Annotated in this window: 20 protein-coding genes, 1 tRNA gene and 2 pseudogenes; 9 read left to right on the top strand and 14 right to left on the bottom strand. The window is 59.0% G+C overall.

Going from position 1 to position 23,083, the window contains the following annotated elements:
* Positions 1–92 precede the first annotated feature (92 nt).
* The gene (locus NK55_RS09370) at positions 93–569 is read left to right on the top strand and encodes a Dps family protein (protein ID WP_024125486.1); all 477 of its coding nucleotides are present in this window, start codon (positions 93–95) and stop codon (positions 567–569) included.
* Here the strand turns inward: NK55_RS09370 and NK55_RS09365 are convergent.
* Positions 566–955 carry a hypothetical protein gene (locus NK55_RS09365; RefSeq protein ID WP_024125485.1) on the bottom strand — a complete coding sequence of 130 codons (390 nt, stop codon included), beginning with the start codon at positions 953–955 and terminating at the stop codon, positions 566–568. The genes NK55_RS09370 and NK55_RS09365 overlap by 4 nt on opposite strands.
* 373 nt (positions 956–1,328) lie before the next feature.
* On the opposite strand from NK55_RS09365, the gene NK55_RS09360 reads away from it, so the two are divergent.
* From NK55_RS09360 to mutL, 3 genes are read left to right on the top strand one after another with little or no spacing between them, the layout of a single operon-like run.
* On the top strand, positions 1,329–1,544 hold the full coding sequence (locus NK55_RS09360; protein ID WP_024125484.1) for a DUF2555 domain-containing protein: 216 nt from the start codon (positions 1,329–1,331) through the stop codon (positions 1,542–1,544).
* Positions 1,531–2,748 carry a bifunctional phosphopantothenoylcysteine decarboxylase/phosphopantothenate--cysteine ligase CoaBC gene (gene coaBC / locus NK55_RS09355; RefSeq protein WP_024125483.1) on the top strand — a complete coding sequence of 406 codons (1,218 nt, stop codon included), beginning with the start codon at positions 1,531–1,533 and terminating at the stop codon, positions 2,746–2,748. Before NK55_RS09360 ends, coaBC begins: the two co-directional genes overlap by 14 nt.
* The gene (gene mutL, locus NK55_RS09350; RefSeq protein ID WP_051372840.1) at positions 2,736–4,370 is read left to right on the top strand and encodes a DNA mismatch repair endonuclease MutL; all 1,635 of its coding nucleotides are present in this window, start codon (positions 2,736–2,738) and stop codon (positions 4,368–4,370) included. Before coaBC ends, mutL begins: the two co-directional genes overlap by 13 nt.
* Here mutL and NK55_RS09345 read toward each other — a convergent pair.
* Positions 4,358–4,858 (bottom strand): NADAR family protein, encoded by a 501-nt coding sequence (locus tag NK55_RS09345; RefSeq protein ID WP_024125481.1) that lies wholly within the window; start codon positions 4,856–4,858, stop codon positions 4,358–4,360. The genes mutL and NK55_RS09345 overlap by 13 nt on opposite strands.
* 171 nt (positions 4,859–5,029) lie before the next feature.
* On the opposite strand from NK55_RS09345, the gene psb27 reads away from it, so the two are divergent.
* Together psb27 and NK55_RS09335 are read left to right on the top strand one after the other, a co-directional pair.
* Positions 5,030–5,434: a photosystem II protein Psb27 gene (psb27, locus tag NK55_RS09340; protein ID WP_024125480.1), complete on the top strand. Its 405-nt coding sequence runs from the start codon at positions 5,030–5,032 to the stop codon at positions 5,432–5,434.
* 5 nt (positions 5,435–5,439) lie between these two features.
* A pseudogene (locus tag NK55_RS09335) lies at positions 5,440–6,149 on the top strand (M15 family metallopeptidase).
* A 13-nt stretch (positions 6,150–6,162) separates the two neighbouring features.
* Here the strand turns inward: NK55_RS09335 and rpmB are convergent.
* From rpmB to NK55_RS09280, 12 genes are all read right to left on the bottom strand, one after another.
* On the bottom strand, positions 6,163–6,399 hold the full coding sequence (gene rpmB / locus NK55_RS09330) for a 50S ribosomal protein L28 (RefSeq protein ID WP_024125479.1): 237 nt from the start codon (positions 6,397–6,399) through the stop codon (positions 6,163–6,165).
* Between the two features lie 81 nt (positions 6,400–6,480).
* Positions 6,481–7,119 (bottom strand): LON peptidase substrate-binding domain-containing protein, encoded by a 639-nt coding sequence (locus NK55_RS09325; protein WP_024125478.1) that lies wholly within the window; start codon positions 7,117–7,119, stop codon positions 6,481–6,483.
* Positions 7,120–7,178: 59 nt separating this feature from the next.
* A tRNA-Leu gene (locus NK55_RS09320) sits at positions 7,179–7,262 on the bottom strand.
* Between the two features lie 221 nt (positions 7,263–7,483).
* A complete protein-coding gene (locus NK55_RS13710; protein WP_200865504.1) occupies positions 7,484–8,218 on the bottom strand; it encodes a hypothetical protein in 735 nt (244 codons plus the stop codon).
* Positions 8,197–10,395 (bottom strand): ATP-binding protein, encoded by a 2,199-nt coding sequence (locus NK55_RS09315; RefSeq protein ID WP_200865503.1) that lies wholly within the window; start codon positions 10,393–10,395, stop codon positions 8,197–8,199. The genes NK55_RS13710 and NK55_RS09315 overlap by 22 nt, the downstream gene beginning before the upstream one ends.
* Positions 10,392–10,778, bottom strand: a complete 387-nt coding sequence (locus NK55_RS09310; protein ID WP_024125477.1) for a DUF5615 family PIN-like protein — start codon at positions 10,776–10,778, stop codon at positions 10,392–10,394. Before NK55_RS09310 ends, NK55_RS09315 begins: the two co-directional genes overlap by 4 nt.
* Positions 10,775–11,020, bottom strand: coding sequence for a DUF433 domain-containing protein (locus tag NK55_RS09305; protein WP_024125476.1), 246 nt, complete (start codon positions 11,018–11,020; stop codon positions 10,775–10,777). Before NK55_RS09305 ends, NK55_RS09310 begins: the two co-directional genes overlap by 4 nt.
* Positions 11,017–14,025: a DUF1156 domain-containing protein gene (locus NK55_RS09300; protein ID WP_024125475.1), complete on the bottom strand. Its 3,009-nt coding sequence runs from the start codon at positions 14,023–14,025 to the stop codon at positions 11,017–11,019. Before NK55_RS09300 ends, NK55_RS09305 begins: the two co-directional genes overlap by 4 nt.
* Complete coding sequence (locus NK55_RS09295) at positions 14,022–14,444, bottom strand: PIN domain-containing protein (RefSeq protein WP_024125474.1); 423 nt, start codon at positions 14,442–14,444, stop codon at positions 14,022–14,024. Before NK55_RS09295 ends, NK55_RS09300 begins: the two co-directional genes overlap by 4 nt.
* Positions 14,441–15,463: a hypothetical protein gene (locus NK55_RS09290; RefSeq protein WP_024125473.1), complete on the bottom strand. Its 1,023-nt coding sequence runs from the start codon at positions 15,461–15,463 to the stop codon at positions 14,441–14,443. Before NK55_RS09290 ends, NK55_RS09295 begins: the two co-directional genes overlap by 4 nt.
* 9 nt (positions 15,464–15,472) lie before the next feature.
* Positions 15,473–18,994, bottom strand: a complete 3,522-nt coding sequence (locus NK55_RS12500; RefSeq protein WP_024125472.1) for a helicase-related protein — start codon at positions 18,992–18,994, stop codon at positions 15,473–15,475.
* A 22-nt stretch (positions 18,995–19,016) separates the two neighbouring features.
* Entirely contained in the window at positions 19,017–20,444 is a 1,428-nt protein-coding gene (locus NK55_RS09280) for an SNF2-related protein (protein WP_024125471.1), read from the bottom strand.
* 706 nt (positions 20,445–21,150) lie between these two features.
* On the opposite strand from NK55_RS09280, the pseudogene NK55_RS14240 reads away from it, so the two are divergent.
* The 3 genes and pseudogenes from NK55_RS14240 to NK55_RS13700 form a co-directional block, all read left to right on the top strand.
* A pseudogene (locus NK55_RS14240) lies at positions 21,151–21,357 on the top strand (hypothetical protein); the annotation flags it as partial.
* Positions 21,358–21,480: 123 nt separating this feature from the next.
* On the top strand, positions 21,481–22,140 hold the full coding sequence (locus NK55_RS13705; protein ID WP_200865502.1) for a type I restriction enzyme HsdR N-terminal domain-containing protein: 660 nt from the start codon (positions 21,481–21,483) through the stop codon (positions 22,138–22,140).
* Positions 22,073–22,624 carry a hypothetical protein gene (locus NK55_RS13700; protein ID WP_200865501.1) on the top strand — a complete coding sequence of 184 codons (552 nt, stop codon included), beginning with the start codon at positions 22,073–22,075 and terminating at the stop codon, positions 22,622–22,624. Before NK55_RS13705 ends, NK55_RS13700 begins: the two co-directional genes overlap by 68 nt.
* Positions 22,625–23,083: the final 459 nt, after the last annotated feature.

Here is a 23,083-nt window from a genome sequence, read left to right as displayed (position 1 = left end):
GCAGTAGCACCCTGAGGGATTGCTAAAACGTACTCGTTATGAGTATGATTAAGTAAGACAGGACAGTTCAACGACTGTCAAAGGAGACTGCTATGAGTGCAACAACCACGCTGAAGGAGCAAGTGCTGACCACGCTCAAACGGGAACAGGCCAATGCAGTGCTCATGTATTTGAACTACAAGAAGTACCATTGGTTGACCTACGGCCCTCTGTTCCGTGATTTACACCTGCTTTTTGAAGAACAGGGGTCAGAGGTTTTTGCCATGATTGATGAACTGGCTGAGCGTAGCCTCATGCTGGATGGCCAACCCGTGGCAGACCCAGCAGACTACCTAAAAGTAGCAACAGTAAACCCCTCCAGTGGCCAACTCACGGTCAAGCAAATGATTGAGGAGGCGATCGCCAACCATGAACTGATCATTACTGAAATGCACCAAGATGCCGAAATCGCCACTGAGGCCGGTGATATTGGTACCGCCGATCTCTACACCCGCTTGGTGCAAACTCACCAAAAACATCGCTGGTTCCTCAAGGAGTTCTTGGCCAAGGGCGATGGTTTGGTCAGTTAGTTGCGGATTGGGCCGTTGTAGTCAATGGTGGTGCGACCATCGGGAGCCACAGTAGCCACTGTTTCAATGCTAGGCATGGATTCGGGTACGCCATTTCTCACCCGATAGCCCAAAATCCGAAACGTGTAGGAGCCGTCGGCATTACGCACATAGGGGGCTTGGCGTACAGGACCATGCATGGACTGCTCGGCTCGATAGCGGGTTAATCCACCATTGGCCCGTTCTGCGGCTTGGCGGGCATAGTTGCGGGCACGCACCAACTCAGCAATGTTGATAGGTGCTAAATTGGTGGCTTGGGCAACGACCACTGTAGAGAAGGGTAGGGGAGCAATTGCCCCGCCAAGGGTTACGGTCAGAAGGAGAGGAGTGATCTGCTGCTGTCTCATCGGGCCTTCCCCAGTCGGTTATGTTTTTCAACGATAGCCAATGGGGGCGACTGCTTTTTATCTCAGTGCAACAATTATTTTATTTGCAACAATTGTTTGCTATCTGCTTTCTGGTTGCCGACTGGCTACAGTTGCTTCCAGTAACTGGTGAGCTTGCTCTTCTGACAATGAATCTTCTGACAATAAAGCACGCTGGAGGCTTGTCATCAAGGAGTATAATTCTAACAGCAGGATTACAGTCTTTTTCTAGGGGTTCTAAAATAGAAAATACCAGCGTCACAGCGATGGAATACTCTCTAGTCTTCCCAGTGTTGAGTATGTCTCATCCCTAGTGAAAAGAGCTGTGCTCCTTAGACGTCATGCCGGAGGGGTTATGCAAGCAACACATCACTATTCTCAGGAATATATCAACCATCTAACCCCCCAAGATGTGGCAGCCTTGGCGCGACGACTTGAGGAGGATGACTACGACACCCCCTTTGCTGCCCTCGAAGACTGGCACCTCCTGCGTGCCATTGCGTTTCACCGACCAGAGCTGGTGGAGCCCTATCTGTATCTTTTGGATTTAGAGGCCTTTGACGAGTCCTAGAACAGTTCCCCATTTGCTGGTGGGGGTGGGGGGTGGCATTGCTGCCTATAAAATCTGCGATGTGATCTCCACGCAGGTGAAAGCGGGGTGGCAGGTTTCTGCCATCCTTTCGGAGACTGCTTCGCAATTCATTACCCCTTTGACCCTTTCAACCCTGTGCCGGCGATCAGTACTCACGGATGCGGATTTTTGGCATCCCCAAGCGCCACGACCACTGCATATTGAGCTGGCGGAAAGGGCAACCCTGATGTTAATTGCTCCCCTGACAGCTAATACGTTGGCAAAATTGGTGCTGGGTTTAGCGGACAACCTACTGGTCAGTACGGTGCTGGCCTCGCAAATGCCAATCTTGGTGGCACCGGCTATGAACACCACAATGTGGGAGCAACCGACGGTACAAGCCCATTGGCAACAACTGCAACAACAGCCCCGTTATCATTGCTTACCCCCGGCCTATGGCCGCTTGGCCTGTGACAGTGTCGGTGTGGGGCGAATGGCGCAGACGCAGGAAATCATTGCCTATTTAGATTCTTTGGCCTATACCCACGGCAAGCGAGACTTAGCTGGGAAGCATCTGTTGATTACCGCCGGGGGCACCCGGGAATATTGGGATGCGGTGCGCTTCATCGGTAATCCGGCAACGGGAAAAATGGGGATCGCTCTGGCAAGGGCAGCCCTTCATCGCGGGGCGACGGTAACGTTGATTCATGGGGCGATCGCCGAGCCGATCCCAGCGCAGGTACGCGCTATTGAAGCAATGAGTGGCGAAGCAATGTTCAAGGCCATCCTAGAGCTGTGGCCAGAGGCAGATTGGCTGGTGATGGCTGCCGCCGTTGGCGATGTCCGCCCGGCTCAGCAGTGGTCGGGAAAGCTGCCTAAATCGGAGTTGCCTACGGCCTTACCCCTGAGTCCTGTGCCCGATATTTTGCAAGCGGTGGCTCAAATGCGTCAGCCCCACCAACGTCTGATTGGTTTTGCCGCCCAAACGGGGGATATTGTCACGCCTGCCCAGGAGAAGCTAAAACGCAAGGGCTTGGATTTGATGGTTGCCAATGCAGTAGATCAAGCGGATTGTGGTTTCGGCACCGTTGAAAATGCTGCGGTAGTGCTGGATCGTCAGGGGCGATCGCGCCCTCTTGCCAAGGTACCAAAGTTAATTCTGGCCCACCAAATTTTTGACATTGTCCAAGAATGGCTGCCATGAATAATGGCCTGACGGTTGTTCCGTTGCCTCTTGAAATGCAGCGGGCGATCGCTGCCGCTGAAACCCTCGACTCCTTTGCCACGATTGCCCAAGAACTGGTGGAAAATGCCCTTGATGCTGGCGCAAGTCGCATCCACCTGCACTGGCACCCTGCAGCATGGCACCTTGAGGTCACGGACAATGGCGAAGGAATTCGCTGGGCAGATCTCACTCAAGTAGCCCTCCCCTACACCAGCAGCAAGTTACCCGCCAGCGGGAAACTAGCCGACATCACAACCTTGGGATTTCGCGGCCAAAGCCTCCACAGTTTGGCACAAATGGCCCAGTTAACGATTTGCAGCCGCCATCGCGAGGCAGATAGCGGTTGGCGAGTGAGTTATGATGCCCACGGGCAGGTGCGCAGCCAGCGTCCTCTAGGAATGGCGGTGGGGACCCGTGTGATTGCTGAGCACATTTTTCAGAACTGGCCCCAACGTCAGCAGGGAGCAAATCCAAACCAGGTACGGCAGCGGCTTCAGCAAATCGCCCTCTGTTTCCCGCAGGTGGCTTGGTATCTCCTTAAGGATGGCAAACAGTGGTGTCACTGGCCGGCAGTGGCGTCTTTGGGCGATCGCCTGCTGCAACTCATCCCACAACTGCATCCTCAAGATCTACGCCAAATGAGTGATGCCCAGATCGAACTGGTCTTGGCGCCGCCAGATTGCCACCACCGTCCCCGCCCCGATGGGTTAGGGGTTGCCGTTAATGGCCGTTGGGTGGAACTGCACAGTGATCCCTCGTGGCAGCAGGTGATTCTTGAGGCCTTTGGTCGCAGCCTCCCTCGGCAGCGCTTTCCCCTCTGTATTGCCCATCTCCATTTACCCCCGGGGGCGATCGACTGGTCAGCAGAGCCCCAAAAGCGCAGGATCTATCTACGGGAGCCAGAGCAATGGCAAACCCTGTTGGTAGAACGCATTGGCCAACTCCTGGCCTGCCCAACCACCCCCTTGAATGATGCCAGCGGCTATCAGGTGCTCAAAGCGGCTGAACCTCCGGCTCGCTATCGAACCCTGTTATCCCCAAAGGGACCTACCACTTCCCTACCTGCACTGAAAGTGGTGGGCCAGTTGCACAATACGTACATTATTGCCGAGCACGCCGAGGGCATTTGGCTGATTGAGCAGCACATTGCCCATGAACGGGTGCTTTACGAGCAGATTGAAACGGATTGGCAAGCAGTGGAGCTAGAGCAGCCGGTGTTGCTGGAATCTCTCACGGAAACACAAGTGCAACGCTTTCAAGACTGGGGGCTAGGGGTCGCCCCCTTTGGGGTGCAGCTTTGGGCAGTGCGTAGGGTTCCTGCTCTACTGCGCGATCGCCCAGATCGAGTCGCCGCCCTCATTGAACTCAGCCAAGTGACGGATCTGAGCGCCGCCAAAGTGGCCGTTGCCTGTCGCAGTGCCATTCGTAACGGAACGCCCCTCACCCTTGCGGAAATGCAAACCTTGGTGGATCAGTGGTACCGTTGTCGTCAACCCCACACCTGCCCCCATGGTCGCCCTATCTGTCTGCAACTGAAAGAATCTAGCCTTGCCCGTTTTTTCCGTCGCCACTGGGTGGTAGGCAAAAGTCATGGCATCTGACAGAAAGGGCAATCCTGCAGGGGAGTAAAGACGTGGAGATCTGCCCCTTGGCGCAGACAGTGCCGCAAATGCATCAGCAGCCGTCCTAGGTAGTTTGAGCCTTGGCGATCGCTCCCACAGCCCCAATACCTATCTACAGGGGAGTCCTCCACTAATTCTTCATCCACGGTTGCCAAGAGCAGTTCCCGCAACTCGGCATGGGTGGTAAATTTAGCCACAAGGGCACGCCACATCACTGCCTGTTTGAGCTGATCCCACTGGGGATGAACAGGATAGCGACCACTGCGACCCAGTTGGGCAGCCGCCTCAGGAGTTGGCGCGATGCGAATAGCATGACCAAAGGCCTCATAGGGAGTGCCAAAGAATTTGTGGGCTTGGTAGTAGTGCTCTGCTGTTGGCCAGTAATAGCCCTCTAGGGTAAACCCGTGGGGAGAGAAATTGGAAAAACTGCCGTAGGCATCCTTGACGCGATAAAAGTAGATTGTCATTGCCAACCGCGTTCCTGCACCCCTTGATCACCTAGCGTTTATCATGGCTGAGATCATCATGCCCCAAATACCGTCCTTTTCCCAGGGACAGAACCGGGTTAGGGTAACCAATTCTTGCTAAGATTAGCCTCGTGGGTATCTTAAAACCTAAATTTTGTTTTGGGGTTGAGTATGAAACGTTTTTGGGCGATGGTTTGCGCGCTTTTCCTAAGTGTGTCACTACTGCTGACCAGTTGTGCCAATGTGCCCACGGGGCTAACGGGCAATTTCCGTGAAGATACCCTTGCCCTGATCAGTAGCCTGCGGGAAGCGATCGCTCTACCAGAGAATGCCCCCAACAAAAAGGCAGCTCAAGCAGAGGCCCGCAAAAAGTTGAATGATTTCTTTGCCCTCTATCGTCGCGATGACTCGTTGCGATCGCTCTCCTCTTTTATGACGATGCAAACCGCCCTCAACTCCCTCGCGGGTCACTACAGTTCCTATCCCAATCGTCCTCTCCCTGAGAAGCTGAAAGCCCGCCTCGAACAGGAGTTTAAGCAAGTCGAACTCGCCCTTGATCGCGAAGCCAAGTCCTAGTCCCGATGGGGGATAAGCCCTATACTAAAATTCCGATTGCGGAGTGCGGGGAACCCCTAGCACCTATTCCCCCTGCCTTTCTGCGGTTGGCCCCCCATCCCTATCAAAGTCTCGGTGCCCCCTATGGCAGGGCTTCGCCCTTTTACTTGCGCTTAGGCGTGATTGCTGCCCTGGAGCGGGCCCAAGCATTCCTAGAGCCCTACGGCTGGCAACTGGCGATTTTTGATGCCTATCGCCCAATTGCGGTGCAGCAATTCATGGTGGCGCATACCTTTACTGCCCTTTGTCAAGAGCGGGGGTATGATTCGCAGCAGCTTGAGCCCGCGATCGCCACCGAGATTTGGCAGCAGGTTTATCAATTTTGGGCTGTGCCCAGCTCAGACCCCAAGGAACCGCCCCCCACAGTACCGGTGCTGCCGTTGATCTGACCCTGGCTGACCAGGCAGGCCATCCTCTGGACATGGGGGGCGCCATTGATGAAGTTTCCGAGCGTTCCTTTCCCGATTTTTACGATCGTCATCCTGACCAGATCAATGCCGCCTGCTTTGCTCAGCGTCGCCAAATTCTCTATCAAGCAATGAGCGATGCGGGTTTTCAGCGCCACCCAAACGAGTGGTGGCACTTTTCCCTTGGGGATCAGTTGTGGGCGTGGCAAACGCAGCAACAGACTCACCAGCGGGACATCCTCGCTCGCTATGGGCGCGTCGATTTCTGAGGATGGGTCACCCTTAGAGTTTGTTAAGATTCAACCCCGCTTCTTTGGCAAATGCACTCAGGCCTTTGCGCTCGAGGGTTTTAATGGCTTTGGTAGAGAGGCGCAGTCGCACCCAACGCTTGCCCTCTGGCCACCACACCCGTTTCCATTGCAAATTCACTTCCTGTAGTTTTTTGGTCCGCCGATGGGAGTGGGAAATAGCGTAGGCGTTATTGGCCTTTTTTCCAGTTAGTTGACAAACGCGGCTCATGAGTTTTCTCCCCTACAAGGCAACGTGAAGCAAAATAAGCAGGACTTCTAGCCTAACATATTCCGTCGAGAAGGACACGGCCTATTTGAAGGTTTCCTTGAGGACGGTACGGGCCGCCAAGTGATTGCGGGTGGTGGTTAAAATTTCCGCTTCCCGCAGCAGGCGATCGTAGGTGGACTGTAGCTCCAAAAGGCGTTGCTGCTCCTGAGCGACACCGCGAAAATTACTGGCAATCCAATAGGACAGCTCCAGGGCAGTGGTGGGCACATCGGGGGGCAGTTCCATGGGTTGTTCCGTCAGTTTTGCCGAGAGGCGCACCACATCCTCGAGGAGTTGACGTACTTCCTGGGCTAAGGGGCGCAGATCAATGCTGGTGGGTTCATCCTCAATCCACTCCACCAGTCCAACGCGGTAGGGTTTTTCGCGCACATAGTCAAGGATGCGAAACCGCTGCTGACCCAGAGAATCAATGAGCATGCGGTCATCGGGAAGCCGTTCGTAGCGACGCACTTCCGCACAACAGCCCACCGTGGCTGGCCGTCCCGTTTGCGGGTCCCACATCACGATGCCAAATCGGCGATCGCTCTCCAGAATCGTATTCATCATGATGCGGTAGCGGAATTCAAAAATATGGAGCGGCAGTGGTCGTCCCGGAAAGAGCACAACATCCGGCAAAGGAAAAATGGGGAGTTCGCGAACGGCAATGGAGGAAAAAGCCATAATGACAACGCACAGAAGCCAATGCTTCTATCCTACCGTACTTTGAAGGCTCCCTAGGATGCGGAACCGGGGACTTGAACCCCGAAGTCCTTGCGGACACTAGAACCTGAATCTAGCGCGTCTACCAATTCCGCCAGTTCCGCTTCTGATAGTTTTTCGTAGGCGATCTCTTATTATTCTTGCTTTGGTGAAGTTCTGTCAACTCACCCGTTGCACCGTGTCGGTAACCTGCGCGGTAAAGGAGACGGTCTGATTCGCCAGGGTGGTGTCTCCCACCGGCACCGCCGCCGCACCCACACAGTAATCTGCTGGCTCGTCGAGTAGGATCAGGCATGGGGCGTCCGCCCTCTGGTCAAAGTTGCGGCTACGACTGCCCGTCTAGCTCTCGCTCGATATTAGCCTCGTCCAGCGGCTCCTCGACCGCGTTGCGGAGCCACACCGGGTCGAAGCCCTCCGAAGACTGTCCTTCGACGTGGATCGTGACCTTCCGGTCGTCCGATTTGTCCGCCAAGTTGGCGATGGCGGGAAAGGCCTTGAAGATCTGGTCCCTCGTGGCCTTGAACTTCAATCGCACGGTGCCTTGGCGCGCTGCGCCCGCTGCACCGGGCGTTGGGGCAAGAACCGGCCCACCCTCCATAAGCCGAGGAGGCGCCCCAGAGGTGGGAACCGGAACCCCAGGTGGGACCGGAACGGTTCCCGGTGCGGGAGTGGCTGCCGCTTCGGGAAGGGCCGTAGGCACCATGAGGAAGCCAGACTCGAAATCCACCTCGTCCTCAGCAAGCGTCCGTCCGATCACCACCTTGTCACGGGCCACCTGGAACTTCCCGTCGGGGCCGAGCGCAGGCTGTGATCCGCTCGTGTACGCAAAGGTTCCTTCCGTCACCCCACACGCAATACCTTTCCGAAGGACGTTCGACGATTCGAGGCGCGGAGGCGCGATGTCCCGGAAGAAGGCCTCCAGCACCTCTGAGGCTTTGATGCCCAAGAGTGGCGATTCGCCCGGGGCAAGCGGTTCTCCCAGCCGCACGCGCTCTACGATCTTGCCCGGGGTGACGCTGCCATGGACGCGCGGGGTTCCTACGCTCGTGAGTAGCTCCATGATTCGCTGGTGAATCCCGGTGGGTTGAAGGGGCCACCCCCCCGTTCCACGCGCTCGATGCCGATCTCGCCGTTTTCGACCCGCGGCAGCCACCCTGCCGTGTAAAGGTCGCGGAAGCAGGATTCCGCCGTCGCTTCTTCGGTGCGCTTCCTCTCCTTGAGCTGGTCGAGCTGGTCCTTCGTCAGCCGCAGCTGCTGCTTCTTCGCGTCCACCCGCTCGATGGCCAGGAGGTAACGCACCGCGCGGCGGAGCGCCTCGATCTGCTTCTTGTCGGGGATCGCCAAGGCGAGGCCATTGCGATAGCGTCTTGGGCGGTCCCCGTATTTCGACAGCAACTCCCTTGCCTGGCGCTCCTGTTCCGCCTTGTTCTCTCTAGCAAATTCCAGCGGCAGGTAGGCCACGAGAAAGCGCGGCTCGCCGTCCGGGATGTCTTGGCTCTTCTCCGGCCACACAATGGCGCCGGCGTGCCCCGCAAGGCGCGCGTCGAGCATCTCCTTGATCTTGTCCCGAACCGGACCGCGTCCTTGGGCTTCCGCCTCTTGCCGCGCAACTTCCTGTTCCGCGTCCTCAATGAGCTTGGTGACGTTGGGGTCCTTCTTGAAGCAGTAGCGGACACCGTCGTAGTGCAGGTAGAGGCAGGTGTTGCGCAGCTCCGACAGCACCGCGGTCGCCGTGATGTTGTCGAGAGCCGGTCCGACGCACGCGGCGAGAAGCTCACTCTCGGTCACGCCCGGGGGAAGCGTTTCAGCGTTGCCTGAACCTTCACGCCGGAGGCCACCGAACGAGTACAGCAGAATGGCGGTGGCCAGGCGGGTCGCTGGCTTGACGCTCGCGAGTTGAGGCGTCTCGCGGGCCAGCCGCTTGTCGATGCGCTTGGCCCGGGCGTTCGGCCCCTCGATGTCCGCCGTGATCACTGGGTCGTAGTCGTTCTGGAGCCCGAGTTCCTTCAGCAGCTTGACCCGCACCTCCTCATCCCAGAGCGGCACGTCCCCGGGACCCAGGAGCGGCCCCGCGTCGCCGTTCCTCTTGAGCGAGTGCATGCAGGAGGCGAGGAAGCGGAGCGCCCCGCGGGTTCGCTGGAAGGCGTCAACCGCTGTCCAGCGCTCCCGCATCACGTCGATGAGAGCGGGGTGGAATGGGTACGCGGCCCGCATCCGGTCGCGCAGCAAGCGGCCTTCTTCTTCGGCCTGCTGGCGCTCGGCGGGCGTCTCCGCGTGGGCCCTCTGCATGCCGGTCACGACTTCCTGATAGGCTGTCGCGACCTCCGTGGCAACGGTGTGGTCCGGCGGAGCGCCGAGAAGGCGACGCTGCAGAATGGGGAGGATCTCGTCTCCGCTGACCGGCTCGCGAACCTGATCCACCCGCGCGGCGAGCTTATCGATCTCGGCGAGCAGCGTGACGTTGCCGAACGCCTCCCGCGCGCTCCACGTGAGTGAGTACACAAGCACTGCGTTCGTGCTCCCGGACACCTCGACGGTCAGGTTCTGGAAGAAGTCCTTGGCTTGTCGTTGGAGGGTCGAGTCGAGCACGGCCACCGCCGCCGCGCGCTCCATGTACTTCAGGACCTCGTCGAGCAGAATGAGGACCGGACGTCCCCCCGCTCCCTTCGTCAGAAGCTCCCGGATCACATCGCCGCCGGGAGCGACGCGATCCTCATCGTGCTGGGCGACGATGGGGAAGGCCGTCTCGGGGTCGATCTGCCAGGCGAGCCAGCCCCACATCGTCCGGATCGTGCGCCCGCCTTCGAGTTCCTTGCCATTGCGGGCGTCAAACTTCTCCCCGTCGAACACCGCCACCGCCACGTCCTTCGGCCGCGTGAATCCCTTCCCCTCGGGGATGCTGTCCAGGGCCTCGCGCTTCCGTGCGGCGTGGAGGAGTGCCGCCAGCGTGTGCGACTTGCCGCCTCCGAACGGCGTGCGGAGCTTGAGGACTCGGTTGTAGCCCGACTTTCCGGCGAGCGACGCCAGCACCTCCTCGAGGAGCTTTTGGAGATCCGCGGTGAGGTACGTTGCCCGGAAGAAGGCCTCTGGGTCCCGGTTCACGACGGGCACGTTGGGGTCGCCCGAGGCGATGGCTCCCAGGTCAATGGCGAAGACCGCCTCCGTGAGCGCGCCCCCTTCGACATCAGGGTGCAACTTCACGAGGTCGGTCCACGGGCGGAGGCCTCGGGTGCTCATTCCGACTCCTCCTCGCCGTTGCCTTTGCGGTGCTCGTGAACGCGGATTCTTCCCGGTTCGACGATCCAGAGAGATCCCTTCAACGGACCGGACTTGATCTCCGGCAACGCGTCAAGCAACGTCGCCCGGATCAGGCCCAACAGGGGCCGTGGGACACGGACCACCACGATGCCCTCGGTGGGCTCCGGCGGGTAGCGAACGGGATTGGCAAAGTCGAGGTCGAGCGTAACGAGCACTCGCCGGGAGTCCCGGCAAACCTGATAGATCACTTCGTCTGACGATCCCGACAATCCCTCGTCGCGAACGGTATCGACATCGAACCCCTCGTCCCGCAGCATGGACACGAGGCGGACATCGAGGTTCTCGTCGAGTTTCAGGCTCATGCCCCTGTTGCCTTCGCCGGAATGGGGATGATCCGCTCACGCGTCATTTCCGCCGCATAGGCCAGCGCGGCCCGAATGTCCTCGATCGTGAGCTGTGGATAGGCCGCCAGCAATTCCTGCTCGGAGATGCCTTCTGCCAGATTGTCCACAATCAACGACACCCAGATCCGCGTGCCCTTGATGCACGGGCGGCCATGACACACGTTGGGATCGATGGAGATACGGTCTTGCCAGTCAGTCATGGTGAATCCTCCGTCGCTAAAAGCGGCAATTCGGCGAGCCGCTGGTCGATCAGCGCCCGCCAGTTGGCGACCAGTTTCTTGAGCGCCGCCTGTTCGGCGGCCGTCGTGACCACCGTGTGGTCCGGGCCATCATCCTTCTTGCCCGCAAGAGCAGTCCCGGCCAGGGCCTGGGCCACCAGGCGCAGGCGTTCCCGGTTGGGCCGGGCCTCATCGAGGAACTTGTTGAGCGCGCGCGGCTGGTTCTCCACGAGCCACAGGATACGGTGCAGGGCGTCGATCAGCGGTGCCGCCGTTCTGTTGTCGGGGAGACCCAGCTTTTCGTCCTCACCCCGCTCCGTGAAGTCCCGCAGGCGGTACTTCCCCTTCTTCTTTTCGACTAGGGCATGCCTTCCGGTGGAGAGGCCCTTCGCGCCGTCGAGTTCCACGTTCTGCCCGTAGGTGAAGACGATCGCCTCGCCCGCCTCCATCTCGGCTACTTTGTAGGTATAGCGCCAGAGCACGTAGAAGCGGCTCGGTCCGTCCACGGCGGCCACGCCACTGCCGGCCATGCCGAAGATCTTTTCCAACAGCGTCTCCAGCACCACCCCTTCCACCTCGGCGAGGAACTTCTCGGCCGGGACCTCCTCGCCGTTGGCGTACTCGACCCGGGCGAACCGCGTGAAAGCGCGCAGGCCCGCGCCCACGGCGGCGATCACCAGGTCCGCGCCGGTGATCCCCATCTTCCAGAGCGAGTCCACCCGCTCGCGGACGATCTGCTCCAGCTCGGGCCGGACCTCGTCCTCGTAGGAGCCCGTCTCCGTCCCTTCCCGTTTGCGGGCAACCAGGAAGATGCTGGAGGCAAGGGCAGCGGTTCCCTTTGCCACAAGCCGTGATTTCATTTCGGTGTCGAGCGGCCAGGCTTCTGTTACGATGAACCCCGCCTTCCGCAAGGCATCCACGAGCGTGGACCAGCCGAGCGTCGTTTTGTGGGCATAGACCACGACCATCTGGCCGCCTGGTTTCAAGACCCGGTTCGCCTCGGCAAAGGACTTGGCCATCATCTCTTCGTAGGCCTTTCTTGCATCTACCTTGCTTTTATGCCTCCATGGCGAAGCAACAGCCTCGTTTTTCTTCGGTGAGAGCTCTGCACCAAAATGCTCCGGGTAGAGGTGGCCGATGGTCCGCTTGAGCCAGACATAGAAAAAATCCGAAAGAGCAGCATACTGTATGTTGTCATAGTAAGGCGGGTCGGTGATGACGGCGTCAAAGGTTCCATCAGGCCAGGGGAGCGCGGTCGCCGAGCCGCGGGTGACGGTGGCGGGAAGGCCGTTAGCGATAGATGAATCTACGTGCTCAATCGCGTAGCGCTGCTGTGATCCCCAACTGCCAGTCTCGCCGCACAACGGGTTAACCTCGGAGAAGTCCCATGCCATTGGCAACGCCTGTCGGCCGAAGGTATGGCCTGCGGATTCTTTCCAGGTTGCAAGAACCGAGTTGAAATCCGCCAAGCGGTCGAGAATAACTGCAAGATACGTCACTACCGCCTTGGCCCTCTCCTCATCCAATGGTGGCACAGGCATCCTGCCTGTGCCTTGATTCAAAGGCTGGAAGCCTGTGCCACCGGCCTGTCCCACCATGGTTTGATAAGCCTCCCGCACCGCCGCGGCGAAGGTGAGCAGGCAGAGCATCTGGCGCGGGGTGAAGAGGTCACTAAATGTTTTAATGCCAAAACCTCTTCCGGCAACAGTGGTGGGATCATTTACATCCATCGGCTCCCTCGGCACCGTCAGCCCTGTTTTCCGGCAGAGCGCCTCGATGCGCTTTTGAATCTCTTCTTCAGGTGGGATGACAGGCGTCCCGCCTGTCGCTTCCAGGGCCTGTTCCACTGACAAGTACACCTTCCCCTGCCTTCCCGGCCGGGTGCAAACGATGGCCATCATCTGCTCGCCCATGCGCTTGGCACAGCCCTCAGCCTTCACGTAATCGCTGTCGGCCACGGTTCCACAGAACGGGCAGGTAGCGTTGCCGGCCTTGGAAAAGCCTGCCGGGTCGAAACCCAGTCCCTTCTCGGTGTGGCTTTCCACCACCTCGAAGCGGACCCTTTTTTCGCCCTTGGGCGCGATCATCCGCAGCGCCGCATAGCGATCCTTCTTTTTGCATAGCCAGGTCTGGCGTACCAGTGGCACAGTCGCCCCGCACGAAGGATTTTTGCATCGAACAGTCCGTGTCCACAAATAAGCGACGGGCACGAGATACCCTGGCGGGACAGTTTCCCTTTCAGAGGACTGCCACATTTCGGCTTTGACGAGAGGTCTCTCATCATTGTTGTCTGGGTCGGGGATGAGTGGATAGAGGTCGCTGATTTCGGCCTTGACCTTCTGGAGGACCCAGTTGCCCCAGTAGCGGACCTCCTCGGCCAGCCCGCCCCATGTGGTCTCGCCTTTCGCGTTCTTGGGGCCGGTCATGCCGCGCGCGTTCGGGTCGGGCTTGCCATACTTCTGCGGGTAGACCAGCGTGCAGAGCTCGATGATGTGGGCCACGGGGTTCAAGTCGAGCGCGTAGGCCTCGCACCCGAGCCGCAGCGCCTCGAGCGGGATCGCCCCGCCGCCGGCAAACATGTCGAGGACCTTCGGCCGCGGAGCGCGGCCCTGGACGATGTCTTGCACACTGACCGGATTCCCGGTCTCCTTCGTCAGGCGCTCGGCGTGCGCCTCGAGGATGTGCTTCTGCGCCTCGGCGATGGCCTGCGGGGAGCCCGGATACTGACAGAGCCGCTCGACGAACTTCGCCGCGTTGGCCCGGGTCAAGCTGTCCCGCTTCTCCTCCGGCCCGTTCGCCGGCCGGAACCGACTCGCCGGCACCAGCGCTCCGTATACCGCGGCTCGGCAGGCTACGAGCGGACGCCGCGCCCACCACAGATGCAGCGTGGAGATGTGCCCCTTGCGTACGGACTTCTCCCGCGAGGCCTCCTTGCTGATCGCCTCAATGGGGAGGTAGTCCTCGATCAGCCGCCGGTCGTCGGTCACTTCATTTCCTCCACATGGGTGATCACGTTTAGCCCGCTGATGGCGCGCCCGGCGAAATCCTTGTCGTGGGAGAGAAGGGGGATTTGCCGATGCACCGCAGTGGCGGCAATCCAACAGTTTCCGGCCTCGAAGCGACGGCCTTCCTTCCGGCTCTCTTCCATGACCCGCGCCCAGACCCGAGCCAGCTCATAGTCGTAGGGAATCACGAGAAACCGACGCACGAAACTATCAAGCCCTTGGCGAGCGCTCTCTCCCCACCCATTCGTCTCTGCCCAGTGCCACAGTTCGGCCACGCTTTGAAAACTCAAGGCGAGGGTTTGTCCCCGCATGTGCGTCTCGTACTTGGCTCGAATCTCGCTCCCCTTCTTCTTGGGATGCAGGAGACTCGCGACCGTCGTATCGAGAAGCACAACGCTCATCGGTCATGCTCCCCCCGTGCGATGCCGCGGCGCGCCGAGCGCTCTTCGAGGATGTGAGCGAGCATCTGATCCGGATCGTCGTCCACCGGCCAGAGCGCGCTGATCTGGTCGAGGTCGTCGGCAGGCTGAACGCCTTGAAGTTCAGCCAGCTTCTCCAACGGGAGAGAGGTCCAAAAGGGCGCGAGTTCCACCTCTCCGCCCAGAGCGCTCTCTTGGAATTCCTCCTCGACAGTAACAACGGACGCGACATTGAGGACGCGTTCCCTGTTCGGCTCGACAACCGCCTCGCCAACCACCCTTACCGTGCGCAGCCACAAATCCGGAAGAAGCTCCACATGTTCGGGCTTGAAGATGCAAAGCCACCTCGTCCCATCCGGCTCCCAAAGACGTCCCTGCACGCCGCGATGGCCGTCGAGCACCTCGAGGCGCCCGACCTTCTCCACCTGACGCTGGTCGAGGGGCTTCCCGAGCAGCCCCCTGACCTTCTCTCGAAGCGGGCGATCGAATGTGACGGGAGGTACTGTCTCCACATGGATCGGCCGAAAGGTGATCGTGTCAACGCCGTGATCCAGCACGTGTCCCAGGGAGTCGCAGGTCTGGAGCACTCCGGGATCGAAACCTGCCGGCACCATCTGAAGGGTCTCGATCGGCTCATCTTTGATACGCATCATGCCATTGAGGAAGGCCTTGAGGCTCTCCTCTCCGATGTACCCGAAGAAGCTCATCTGGGCCGGAGGCTCGGCAAGTTCGACCTCGGCGACGGCGCTTCCCGGCTTCCAGCCCACAACGAAGAGCTCGCACAACTCTTCGATCTCCTTCTTCTTTCGCCCTTGACCGACGGACGATTCCCCGTAGAGCACCTGCCCGATGCGCTTCAACGCCTGTTGCGTACGGAGGATGATCGTCGCCAGGTCGTTCGCCGAAAGACGCGCCTCTCCGACTCTCGGTCCCTCGATCTTGATGGAGAAACCGGGGCGGCCACGGGAGGGCGATGGGCGAATTTTGTTCGTGTCATTCATGGCCTGCTCCTAAAGATATGCTCGACCCGCCTCGACGACCGCCTCCGCCGGGATCTCGAAAAACCGCGCCGCGACGATCTGGCGCTTGGCGTGGTCCAATCGTACCGCGGGATTCTGGATGCGGACGAGCTCCGGGTTCGGGCCGAGCGGATCCCACACCACGTAGAGCCAATAGGTCTCGGCAAGTTGCTGTGCTTTATACCATTCGTTGGTCGTGAGGCGCACGGGCTGCCCGCGAGCGCGGCCCTTGACCTCGACGCGCTTGACGAGCACCTCGCCGGTCGCCTCGTCCGCGATCCGATGGGCACGGATGTCGAAGCCGAGCTTCAGGTGCCCGACACGCTCGATGCGATCCCCTGGGAAGCCTTCCTCCTTGAGCGCGGTCACCACAAGGTCCTCGGCCGCTCGTTCGCTCCGGCTTCGGACGTTGGGATCGAGTTCGTCCGCGAGGTCCGCCAGTTGAGTTTCCGTGTCAGCGCCGGCTGCCAAGACGATGGCCGTGGCCACGTGACGCACGGGGCCGGTACGGGCGATTTCCAACCGACCGAGCCCGCTAAGCCGCTCCCGGCGCTGGCGTTGCAACTCCTCCACGTACTTGCGCGCCTCATCCGCCGACAGCTTGTACTCGGGCTTGGTCGTCGCCTCTGCCGCGAGGAGCATGGCCCGCTCCTGGGCCCGCTTGATCCGGACATCGAAGGAGCGTTCCAGGTACTCCCGGCAGATGCGGGCGAACCGCTGGCGCTCTTCCTGGCAGCGAGCGCGGCACTCGAGCTGATACGTGCTTTTCAGGAAGTCCGAGGCCGCCTGGGTGTCGACGGGATCGACTGCGGACGGCGGGTTGGCCTGAGGTGGCAGGTTGAGCAGGATGTCGCTCGGGACGATCTCGAACTGTCCACGCTGCTCCCGGACTGCCACGAGCTCCCCATGCAGCGGAACGTCGCTTCCCCTGGAGTCCTTGCCGCGGATGGTGATCTCGAAGAAGTGGAGCCGGTACGGCTCGGTCGTGAGCGGGTCCACGTAAAACCCGATCCCTCCCTGGAGAGCTGCCAGCTTCTCGTTGAGCTTCTCGTCCACCGCCGCGTAGAGGGGATGGCCGGGTCCCATGAGGACCGCATCGACATGGGCAGCCTGTTCGAGGTGGTGCTTATGGAACGTGACCTTGCGGTAGGAGGGGTCAGGCTTGCCCAAGCGCTGGACCGACCGAAGTCGCTCTGAACGCAGGTCGGCCAGGACGTGCTCGATACGCCAGAGGCCGTCGGCCCTCGGCTCGACGTGAAGGCCGACCTCCTTGGCCGCGGCGATGAACTGCGTCTCCACGTAGCGGGGCATGAGCCGCTTCTCCTCGACCTCGAGGTTGTGGCGCTGGAATCCCGTGAAGTCCACGTGGTTTCGGGCGAGAGCGATGCCCGTGGCCTCTTCGTACTCCTTCAACTTGGCCGGATCGATGCGGTCGATCTGGTCCAGGTACTCGTCCAGCCGGCGTGGATCGTAGGCCGCTTCCCGCAGCATGTCGGGCAGGTTGACGTCGTTCAGCGAGAGGACCTCGCCGATGACGTCGAAGACGCGCCCTTCCAGGGCCTCGTTCATCGTGTCGAGCTTCTCGAGGAGGCGATGCAGGATACGCCCCTCCACGATGGGCTGCCCGTCCTCGGAATCCGTGGCCACGAAGTTGAAGGCGTAAACGTCGCGATCTTGGCCGATCCGATGAATGCGCCCCAAGCGCTGCTCGAGACGCGTGGGATTCCACGGCATGTCGTAGTTGATCATCAGGTGGCAGAACTGAAGGTTGATGCCTTCGCCGGCCGCTTCGGTCGCCACGCAGATTTGGGCAGTGGTGCGGAACTGCTCCTGAGCGCGTTTGCGCTCGTGTGGATTCATGCCGCCATGGATTTCGCAGGTGCTGTAGTCCCAGAGCTTAAGGTGCTCGCGCACGTAATTGAGGGTGTCGCGATGCTCGGTGAAGACGAGGAGCTTGCCCCGGCCATCCTTGAGATCAACGAACTGGGCCTCACCCAGGCACTTCTTGAGGGCGGCCAACTTGGAATCGTTCGCGAGCTCGCGCACCTTGCGGGCCTGCTCGACGAGTTCCTTGAGGGCGGCGATCTCGGCCCGCAATTGCTCCAGTTCCAGCGCCGCTGTGTACTCGTCGACGAGCCGGTCGCGGACCTCGTTATCGAGGTCGTCTTCATCCTGCTCTGCGTCGGGCAGGCGTCCTTGAAGAGCCGCAAGGCGGTTGGCGCGCTGGGCGGGAGAAAGGCCCGCCAGCTGATCCAGCAGGTCCTGCTGTTTCTTGAGCCGCCGCTTCAGGGACTCGTGGATGGCGCAGGTCGAACTGACCAGGCGCCGCTGGAGGACCGTGCGCGTGAGCGCGGCCGATGACCCGCGCTTGCCGCTCTGGTGAGGGATGAACTTGTTGATGTAGTCCGTCACCGACTTGTAGAGGGCGTACTCCTCGCTATTGAGACGGAAGGTCACGGTCTTGGCAAGCCGGTTGGAAAACAGCCGCTTGCCGTTGAGGTCCTTCAGATCCTCCTTCAGGCGGCGCAGGCACCATGGCGAGCCCTTGCCGAGCCTGAAGATCTCTCGGCGTGCCTCGGCTGCCTCTTTGCCGAACCGGTGCGGCTCGGGGAAGAGGTCGAGATCGATGAGCCGCAGGAAGTGTGAGAATCTGTCTTCGTTTCCGTGGTGCGGCGTCGCAGTGATGAGCAGCACGTTATCCACCGCCTCGGAAAGTCGCTTCACGAGCTGATATCGCTTGGTCTCGACCACTTCGTTGCTGCGTTCCGAGGAAGAGGAAGACTTGGTATAGGCCGAGCACTTGTGGGCTTCGTCAATGACAACGAGGTCCCACCTCTGCTGCCAAACCCGCTCGCGCACGTCGTTCTGCTTCGCGTAGTCGATGGAGGCGATGACCTGCGACGAGCGCTGCCACGGGTTCCCGAGCTGCTGCTGGTCCACGGCGGACGAGATGATGTCAAACGACTCGCCGAACCACTGGAGCATCTCGTCCTGCCATTGAATCGTGAGGGGCGCGGGGCAGAGGATGAGCACGCGCTCGATGGCCCCCCGCAGTTTCAACTCCTTGATCAGGAGACCGGCCATGATGGTCTTCCCGGCCCCCGGGTCATCGGCGAGCAAGAAGCGTAGGCGCGGCTGCGGCAGCATGACCTGGTAAACGGCCTCGATCTGGTGCGGCAGCGTACGGATGCCCGAGAGGCTTACCGCGAACTGGTGGTCGTGCGCGTAGGCCAAGCGTATGCGGGCCGACTCAATCAACAGCCGGAGTCGTTCCGCATCAACGGGCTTGATCGCCGTCGGCCCTTCCTGGTCTGTGCCACAGAGTGACGCCGCTTCTGCGGGCGAGATGACTGTCTCCTCAAGCGTACCGTCGGGCAGCCGGACGCGGCACTCGTAGCCCGCCGAGCCGTCGGCCCCCAGCGCCCTAACATGCTCGAGACAGACGGGGACATCGAAGTGCCCCGGCAGGGAGATCTGCTGTCCGATCCGCGTTGAAAGGCGATTCTCAGCCATGCTTCAGATCCTCCTGCCGCCTCTAGGTTAGAGCCGATACTGAACGGCTAATCGGCATCGTGGTACACAGTATTCTCCGATTCTGCAATTTCATACCCCTCCCCTCATAGTGGAGCTCATCGCCCGCCTGACCGTACCGCTGGATGCGCCCCATCCGCCGGCGCGGATCCCGCAGGATGACGAGGACCTCGTTGAGGGCGCGCGGCCGGTTTTCCAGAGTCCGCGTGATTGCATAGAGGCTCGAAGCCAGCCGCCGTTGCATAACCATGAGGGCCAGCTCGACGTTCCGATTCCTCTTCTCTTTGGCCTCCTTGCGCTTCGAGCGGACGTAGCGTGTCACCGCGTCGTAGAGCGTCTTCTCCTCAGGGGTGAGGTTGTAGCCGATCATCTTGGTGTGGCGTGGCTTGAAAAGAGGTTGCCCGTCCCAGTCCACCATCTCCTCCTTCAGCCGGCGGAGGAAGAAGCGGTTGCGCGCCTGGCTGATCGGGCGCTCGTCCTCGAAGTCCTCCGGTCCTGAGGCTCCGTAAGGCGCAGCCTGCTCGCGCACCCGGTCGGCGACGTGTTCGTCTTTCTGGAACAGGTCTTCATCGAGCAGCAAAAGGAGCCGGCGGAACGTGTCCTTTCGTCCTCGGTGCGGCGTCGCCGTGAGGAAGAGCAGATGATCGGTCTTGCGGGCGATCGCGTTCAGCGCCTTGTAGCGTTTGCTCTCCTTGAGCTTGGTGCCGTACTCATAGGCCGAGGAGAGCTTGTGGGCCTCGTCCACTACCACGAGGTCCCATTGAGTTTCCAATGCGGCCTTGAGACAGCGTCCATTCCGCGCCAGGAAATCGATGGAGGTGACAAAGATGCTCTCTTCGTAGCGGGAGAACTGGCCTGGTTCCGCCTCGAACGTCGCGCGACCCAGTAGCCACGCGTGGAGGCCGAACTTCTCCTGGAGTTCCTCTTCTTGCCACTGCTTCGTCAGGCCGCCTGGGGTGATGACGAGGATTTTCTGGATCACTCCCCGGAAGAGCAGCTCCTTGATCAGCAGGCCGGCCATAACGGTCTTGCCTGCTCCCGTGTCGTTGGCCAGCAAAAACCGGATCCTCGGAAGGAGCAGGAGATAGCGATAGACGGCCTCGACCTGGTGAGGCAACGGATCCACGATGCTGGAGTTGACGACGAAGAGCGGGTCGAACTGGTGGGCGATGCGGATGCGCTCGGCCTCGGTGCCGAGGAGGAAGAGGCTGGCATCGCCATCGAACGTACGGAGTCGGTCGCTGACTTTGACGAGCGCGGCCAGCTCCTCAGCGGTGAGAGGCCGCTTCACCACTCGGCGGGACTGGAGCCCGACGCCTTCGACCAGCGTCTTGCCGCCGAAGGGAGCGACACGCTGGATCTCGACGAACTCAGAGGGCTCCAAGCCCGAGACCACGTCGCCCGGAGCCAGGTTGTTGTCACCGTCGTTCACTGTGATTGCGTTGCTCTGTAATATGGTGGGAAATTATACAATACAGCAGGCGATTATACAATATCTTCCTGCCATGGCTACCTGATGGCCCGCAGCATCCTAGCTGAGATCGCTGGCTAGGGGCGTCCGGGCATGGTCCGACGCTTCAAGGAGCTAAGTGCATGATCATCCGGCTACACAAGTGCGCTCGCACCACACTCCCCATTTGCCCGGGAATTGCGGCGAGCTCTGACTCGATTGCGCGCTGGCCAGGCGCTACGGAACCTCCCCCATGACGGTGTTCAAGTGGAAACAGCGCACCACCTTTGAAGAGCGCCCACACACAGCGCACCGTCTGCAAACAACGCTTTCGCCCGCGCAAGAGGCCCTTGTGGTGGAGTTGAGGAAAACCTTACTGCAGTCCCTTCAACGCAAGAGGAACATCGCACATTTGTATTCACAAACAAATGAACCGATTCAGGCTGCGCTCGAAATCGAAAGTAGATCTACAATGGAAACTGTACGCATTGGTACATAGTATTGGGAAAATCTATGTGTCTGGGACGCCGAATTAGCCGAAAATCCCTATTCCAACCGCTTGGCATGCCCCCTCACCCCGCCGCGCTAGCCACCCTAGGCAGGCGTCGCTCTGCGAAAAAGGGTTTTTCGACAGTTTCCTTCGTTGGCTTCCCCCCTTGCAAAATCAAAGTATCATTTAGAAAAATCCATGCCACTATTTGAAATCACAGATCAAAAGTTATCCGTTCTGACGCAATCCAATTTTGCGCTTGAGAAAAATCTTCAAATACTTGTCGAAGGGAATCTTGAAACAGTGTTCAATTGTCGGTTGGTGCAGTCAGAATTTCCCACGGGCGTACAGCACTCGGGCAAAGTTGATACTTTGGCGTTATCGGAAGATGATAACCCCGTCATCTTTAGAAAAATGTATGAAAGGTGGTCACACCTTTACTACTGTTTTCGGGATGACATTATTTTTGACCCACAAACGGGTGAAACTTGTCAGCCTGAATCGCTGTGCGAGTTTTTGCGGTCGTAAATGAGCATACTCGTAATAAGTTATAAAAAAGAAGGTGCATCAATGGAAATTTCAAACCACATAGAACAGGTTCGAGAGCGTCTACGACGCGGTGAGTTTATATCTGAGGCTGCTGTTTCCCAGGGAATTCTTCTTCCGACCTTGCATGAACTGGGATGGCCCGTATTTGATACAAATGTGGTTGTTCCCGAGTTCTCGGTCCAAGGGGGCCGTGTCGATTTTGCACTATGTAATCCTCCCCGTCGTCCATTGATATTTATTGAGGTCAAGAGGGTTGGCATTTCCGAAGGGGCTGATAGACAGCTATTCGAATACGCTTTTCATTCGGGAGTTCCAATGGCTGTTCTGACAGATGGACAAGAGTGGAGTTTTTATCTTCCCGGTGAACAGGGCCGATATGATGAAAGGAGAGTATATAAGCTCGACCTGCTTGAACGTGAGATCGAAGAAGCAGTCAGCAGGCTTGAACGATATCTCCACTATGAAAAAGTGTGTTCTGGCGAAGCTTTAAAATCTGCACGTGCAGATTATCAAAACGTGGCCCGGGATAGAGAAATTGAGGCAACGCTCCCCAGAGCTTGGGAGAGTTTGCTTGAAGAGCCTGATTCTATTGTTGTTGGAATTATTAGCCGAAAAAGTTGCAGATCTCTGTGGCTATAAGCCGGATTTGGATTTGTGTAGCGAATTTTTAAAATCGAATCGCCATCTTGACGTAGTTTCTGCATATCCGATACCGTCGCATCAACAAACGGCTATGCGCCGGGCACCAGAACACCGGGAGCAGATTTCTCGATCCAGAACCACAGGCAGTTTTTCATTCGTGTTTGAAGGCAAGACGTACAAGGCTGCATCGGCGGTAGAGGTCATGGTAACGGTCTTCCGGTTGTTGGCGAAAGCTGATGCTGGTTTTCTTGACCGATTTGCATCAAGAAATCATGGAAGGAAACGGAGATACATAGCCCGTAATAGGCAGGAACTCTATCCGGGCCGACCGGACTTGGCGGAAGCATACTCTATTGAACTCGTTCCTGGATGGTATATGGGAACAAACTATAGTCGAAAGAATATCCAGCAGATATTGGATTTGGCACTTGAAGTTGTTGACCCAGAGCTTCGTTCTGCAATACGGGTAAACATCGAGTAATCGCCCAACACGCGCTTCCAACCGACTCACTCCGCGCTGTGGCCGAAACGCTAGCGGTCGGGCGGTGCAATGACTAGTTGCGAAACGAGTCATCCGGCAACACCATCAAGAGGTTTAGGTGAACACATGCTGATTTACACGCGTCTGTAACCTAGGCGGGGGGTGAGTGGGTTCAGCGCAGGGTATTTGGTTTCTCAGAGGCTTATCCGCTGCCTCAAGTAACTTAAACTTGAGATGATATCTAGAAGGGCATCTTGAGGTCCGTGTAGCCATGCGTTAGCACGCCTACTCTACCACCTCTACTTTCCCAAAGGACCCATTCAGTTCCAATACCGAATGGCTGCAGGATCCACGCCACTGACTGCAAACTCAATTTTGTTTATTGCCAAGGATATGACCCATCCCGGGAGGACTCCATCCAGCTCTGATCCGCTCCTACCAATCCCCTATGCTGCAGAC

This window comes from Thermosynechococcus sp. NK55a, assembly GCF_000505665.1.
Taxonomy (GTDB): domain Bacteria; phylum Cyanobacteriota; class Cyanobacteriia; order Thermosynechococcales; family Thermosynechococcaceae; genus Thermosynechococcus.
Note: the sequence above shows the minus strand (reverse complement) of the source record. Positions and strands in the feature narration are given on the sequence as shown.

Bases quoted from the DNA above. Each gene is read 5' to 3' on its own strand.
- NK55_RS09370 (WP_024125486.1), top strand. From the start codon at position 93: ATGAGTGCAACAACCACGCTGAAGGAGCAAGTGCTGACCACGCTCAAA.
- NK55_RS09365 (WP_024125485.1), bottom strand. From the start codon at position 955: ATGAGACAGCAGCAGATCACTCCTCTCCTTCTGACCGTAACCCTTGGC.
- NK55_RS09360 (WP_024125484.1), top strand. From the start codon at position 1,329: ATGCAAGCAACACATCACTATTCTCAGGAATATATCAACCATCTAACC.
- mutL (WP_051372840.1), top strand. From the start codon at position 2,736: ATGGCTGCCATGAATAATGGCCTGACGGTTGTTCCGTTGCCTCTTGAA.
- NK55_RS09345 (WP_024125481.1), bottom strand. From the start codon at position 4,858: ATGACAATCTACTTTTATCGCGTCAAGGATGCCTACGGCAGTTTTTCC.
- psb27 (WP_024125480.1), top strand. From the start codon at position 5,030: ATGAAACGTTTTTGGGCGATGGTTTGCGCGCTTTTCCTAAGTGTGTCA.
- rpmB (WP_024125479.1), bottom strand. From the start codon at position 6,399: ATGAGCCGCGTTTGTCAACTAACTGGAAAAAAGGCCAATAACGCCTAC.
- NK55_RS09325 (WP_024125478.1), bottom strand. From the start codon at position 7,119: ATGGCTTTTTCCTCCATTGCCGTTCGCGAACTCCCCATTTTTCCTTTG.
- NK55_RS13710 (WP_200865504.1), bottom strand. From the start codon at position 8,218: ATGGAGCTACTCACGAGCGTAGGAACCCCGCGCGTCCATGGCAGCGTC.
- NK55_RS09315 (WP_200865503.1), bottom strand. From the start codon at position 10,395: ATGAGCACCCGAGGCCTCCGCCCGTGGACCGACCTCGTGAAGTTGCAC.
- NK55_RS09310 (WP_024125477.1), bottom strand. From the start codon at position 10,778: ATGAGCCTGAAACTCGACGAGAACCTCGATGTCCGCCTCGTGTCCATG.
- NK55_RS09305 (WP_024125476.1), bottom strand. From the start codon at position 11,020: ATGACTGACTGGCAAGACCGTATCTCCATCGATCCCAACGTGTGTCAT.
- NK55_RS09295 (WP_024125474.1), bottom strand. From the start codon at position 14,444: ATGAGCGTTGTGCTTCTCGATACGACGGTCGCGAGTCTCCTGCATCCC.
- NK55_RS09290 (WP_024125473.1), bottom strand. From the start codon at position 15,463: ATGAATGACACGAACAAAATTCGCCCATCGCCCTCCCGTGGCCGCCCC.
- NK55_RS12500 (WP_024125472.1), bottom strand. From the start codon at position 18,994: ATGGCTGAGAATCGCCTTTCAACGCGGATCGGACAGCAGATCTCCCTG.
- NK55_RS13705 (WP_200865502.1), top strand. From the start codon at position 21,481: ATGAGCATACTCGTAATAAGTTATAAAAAAGAAGGTGCATCAATGGAA.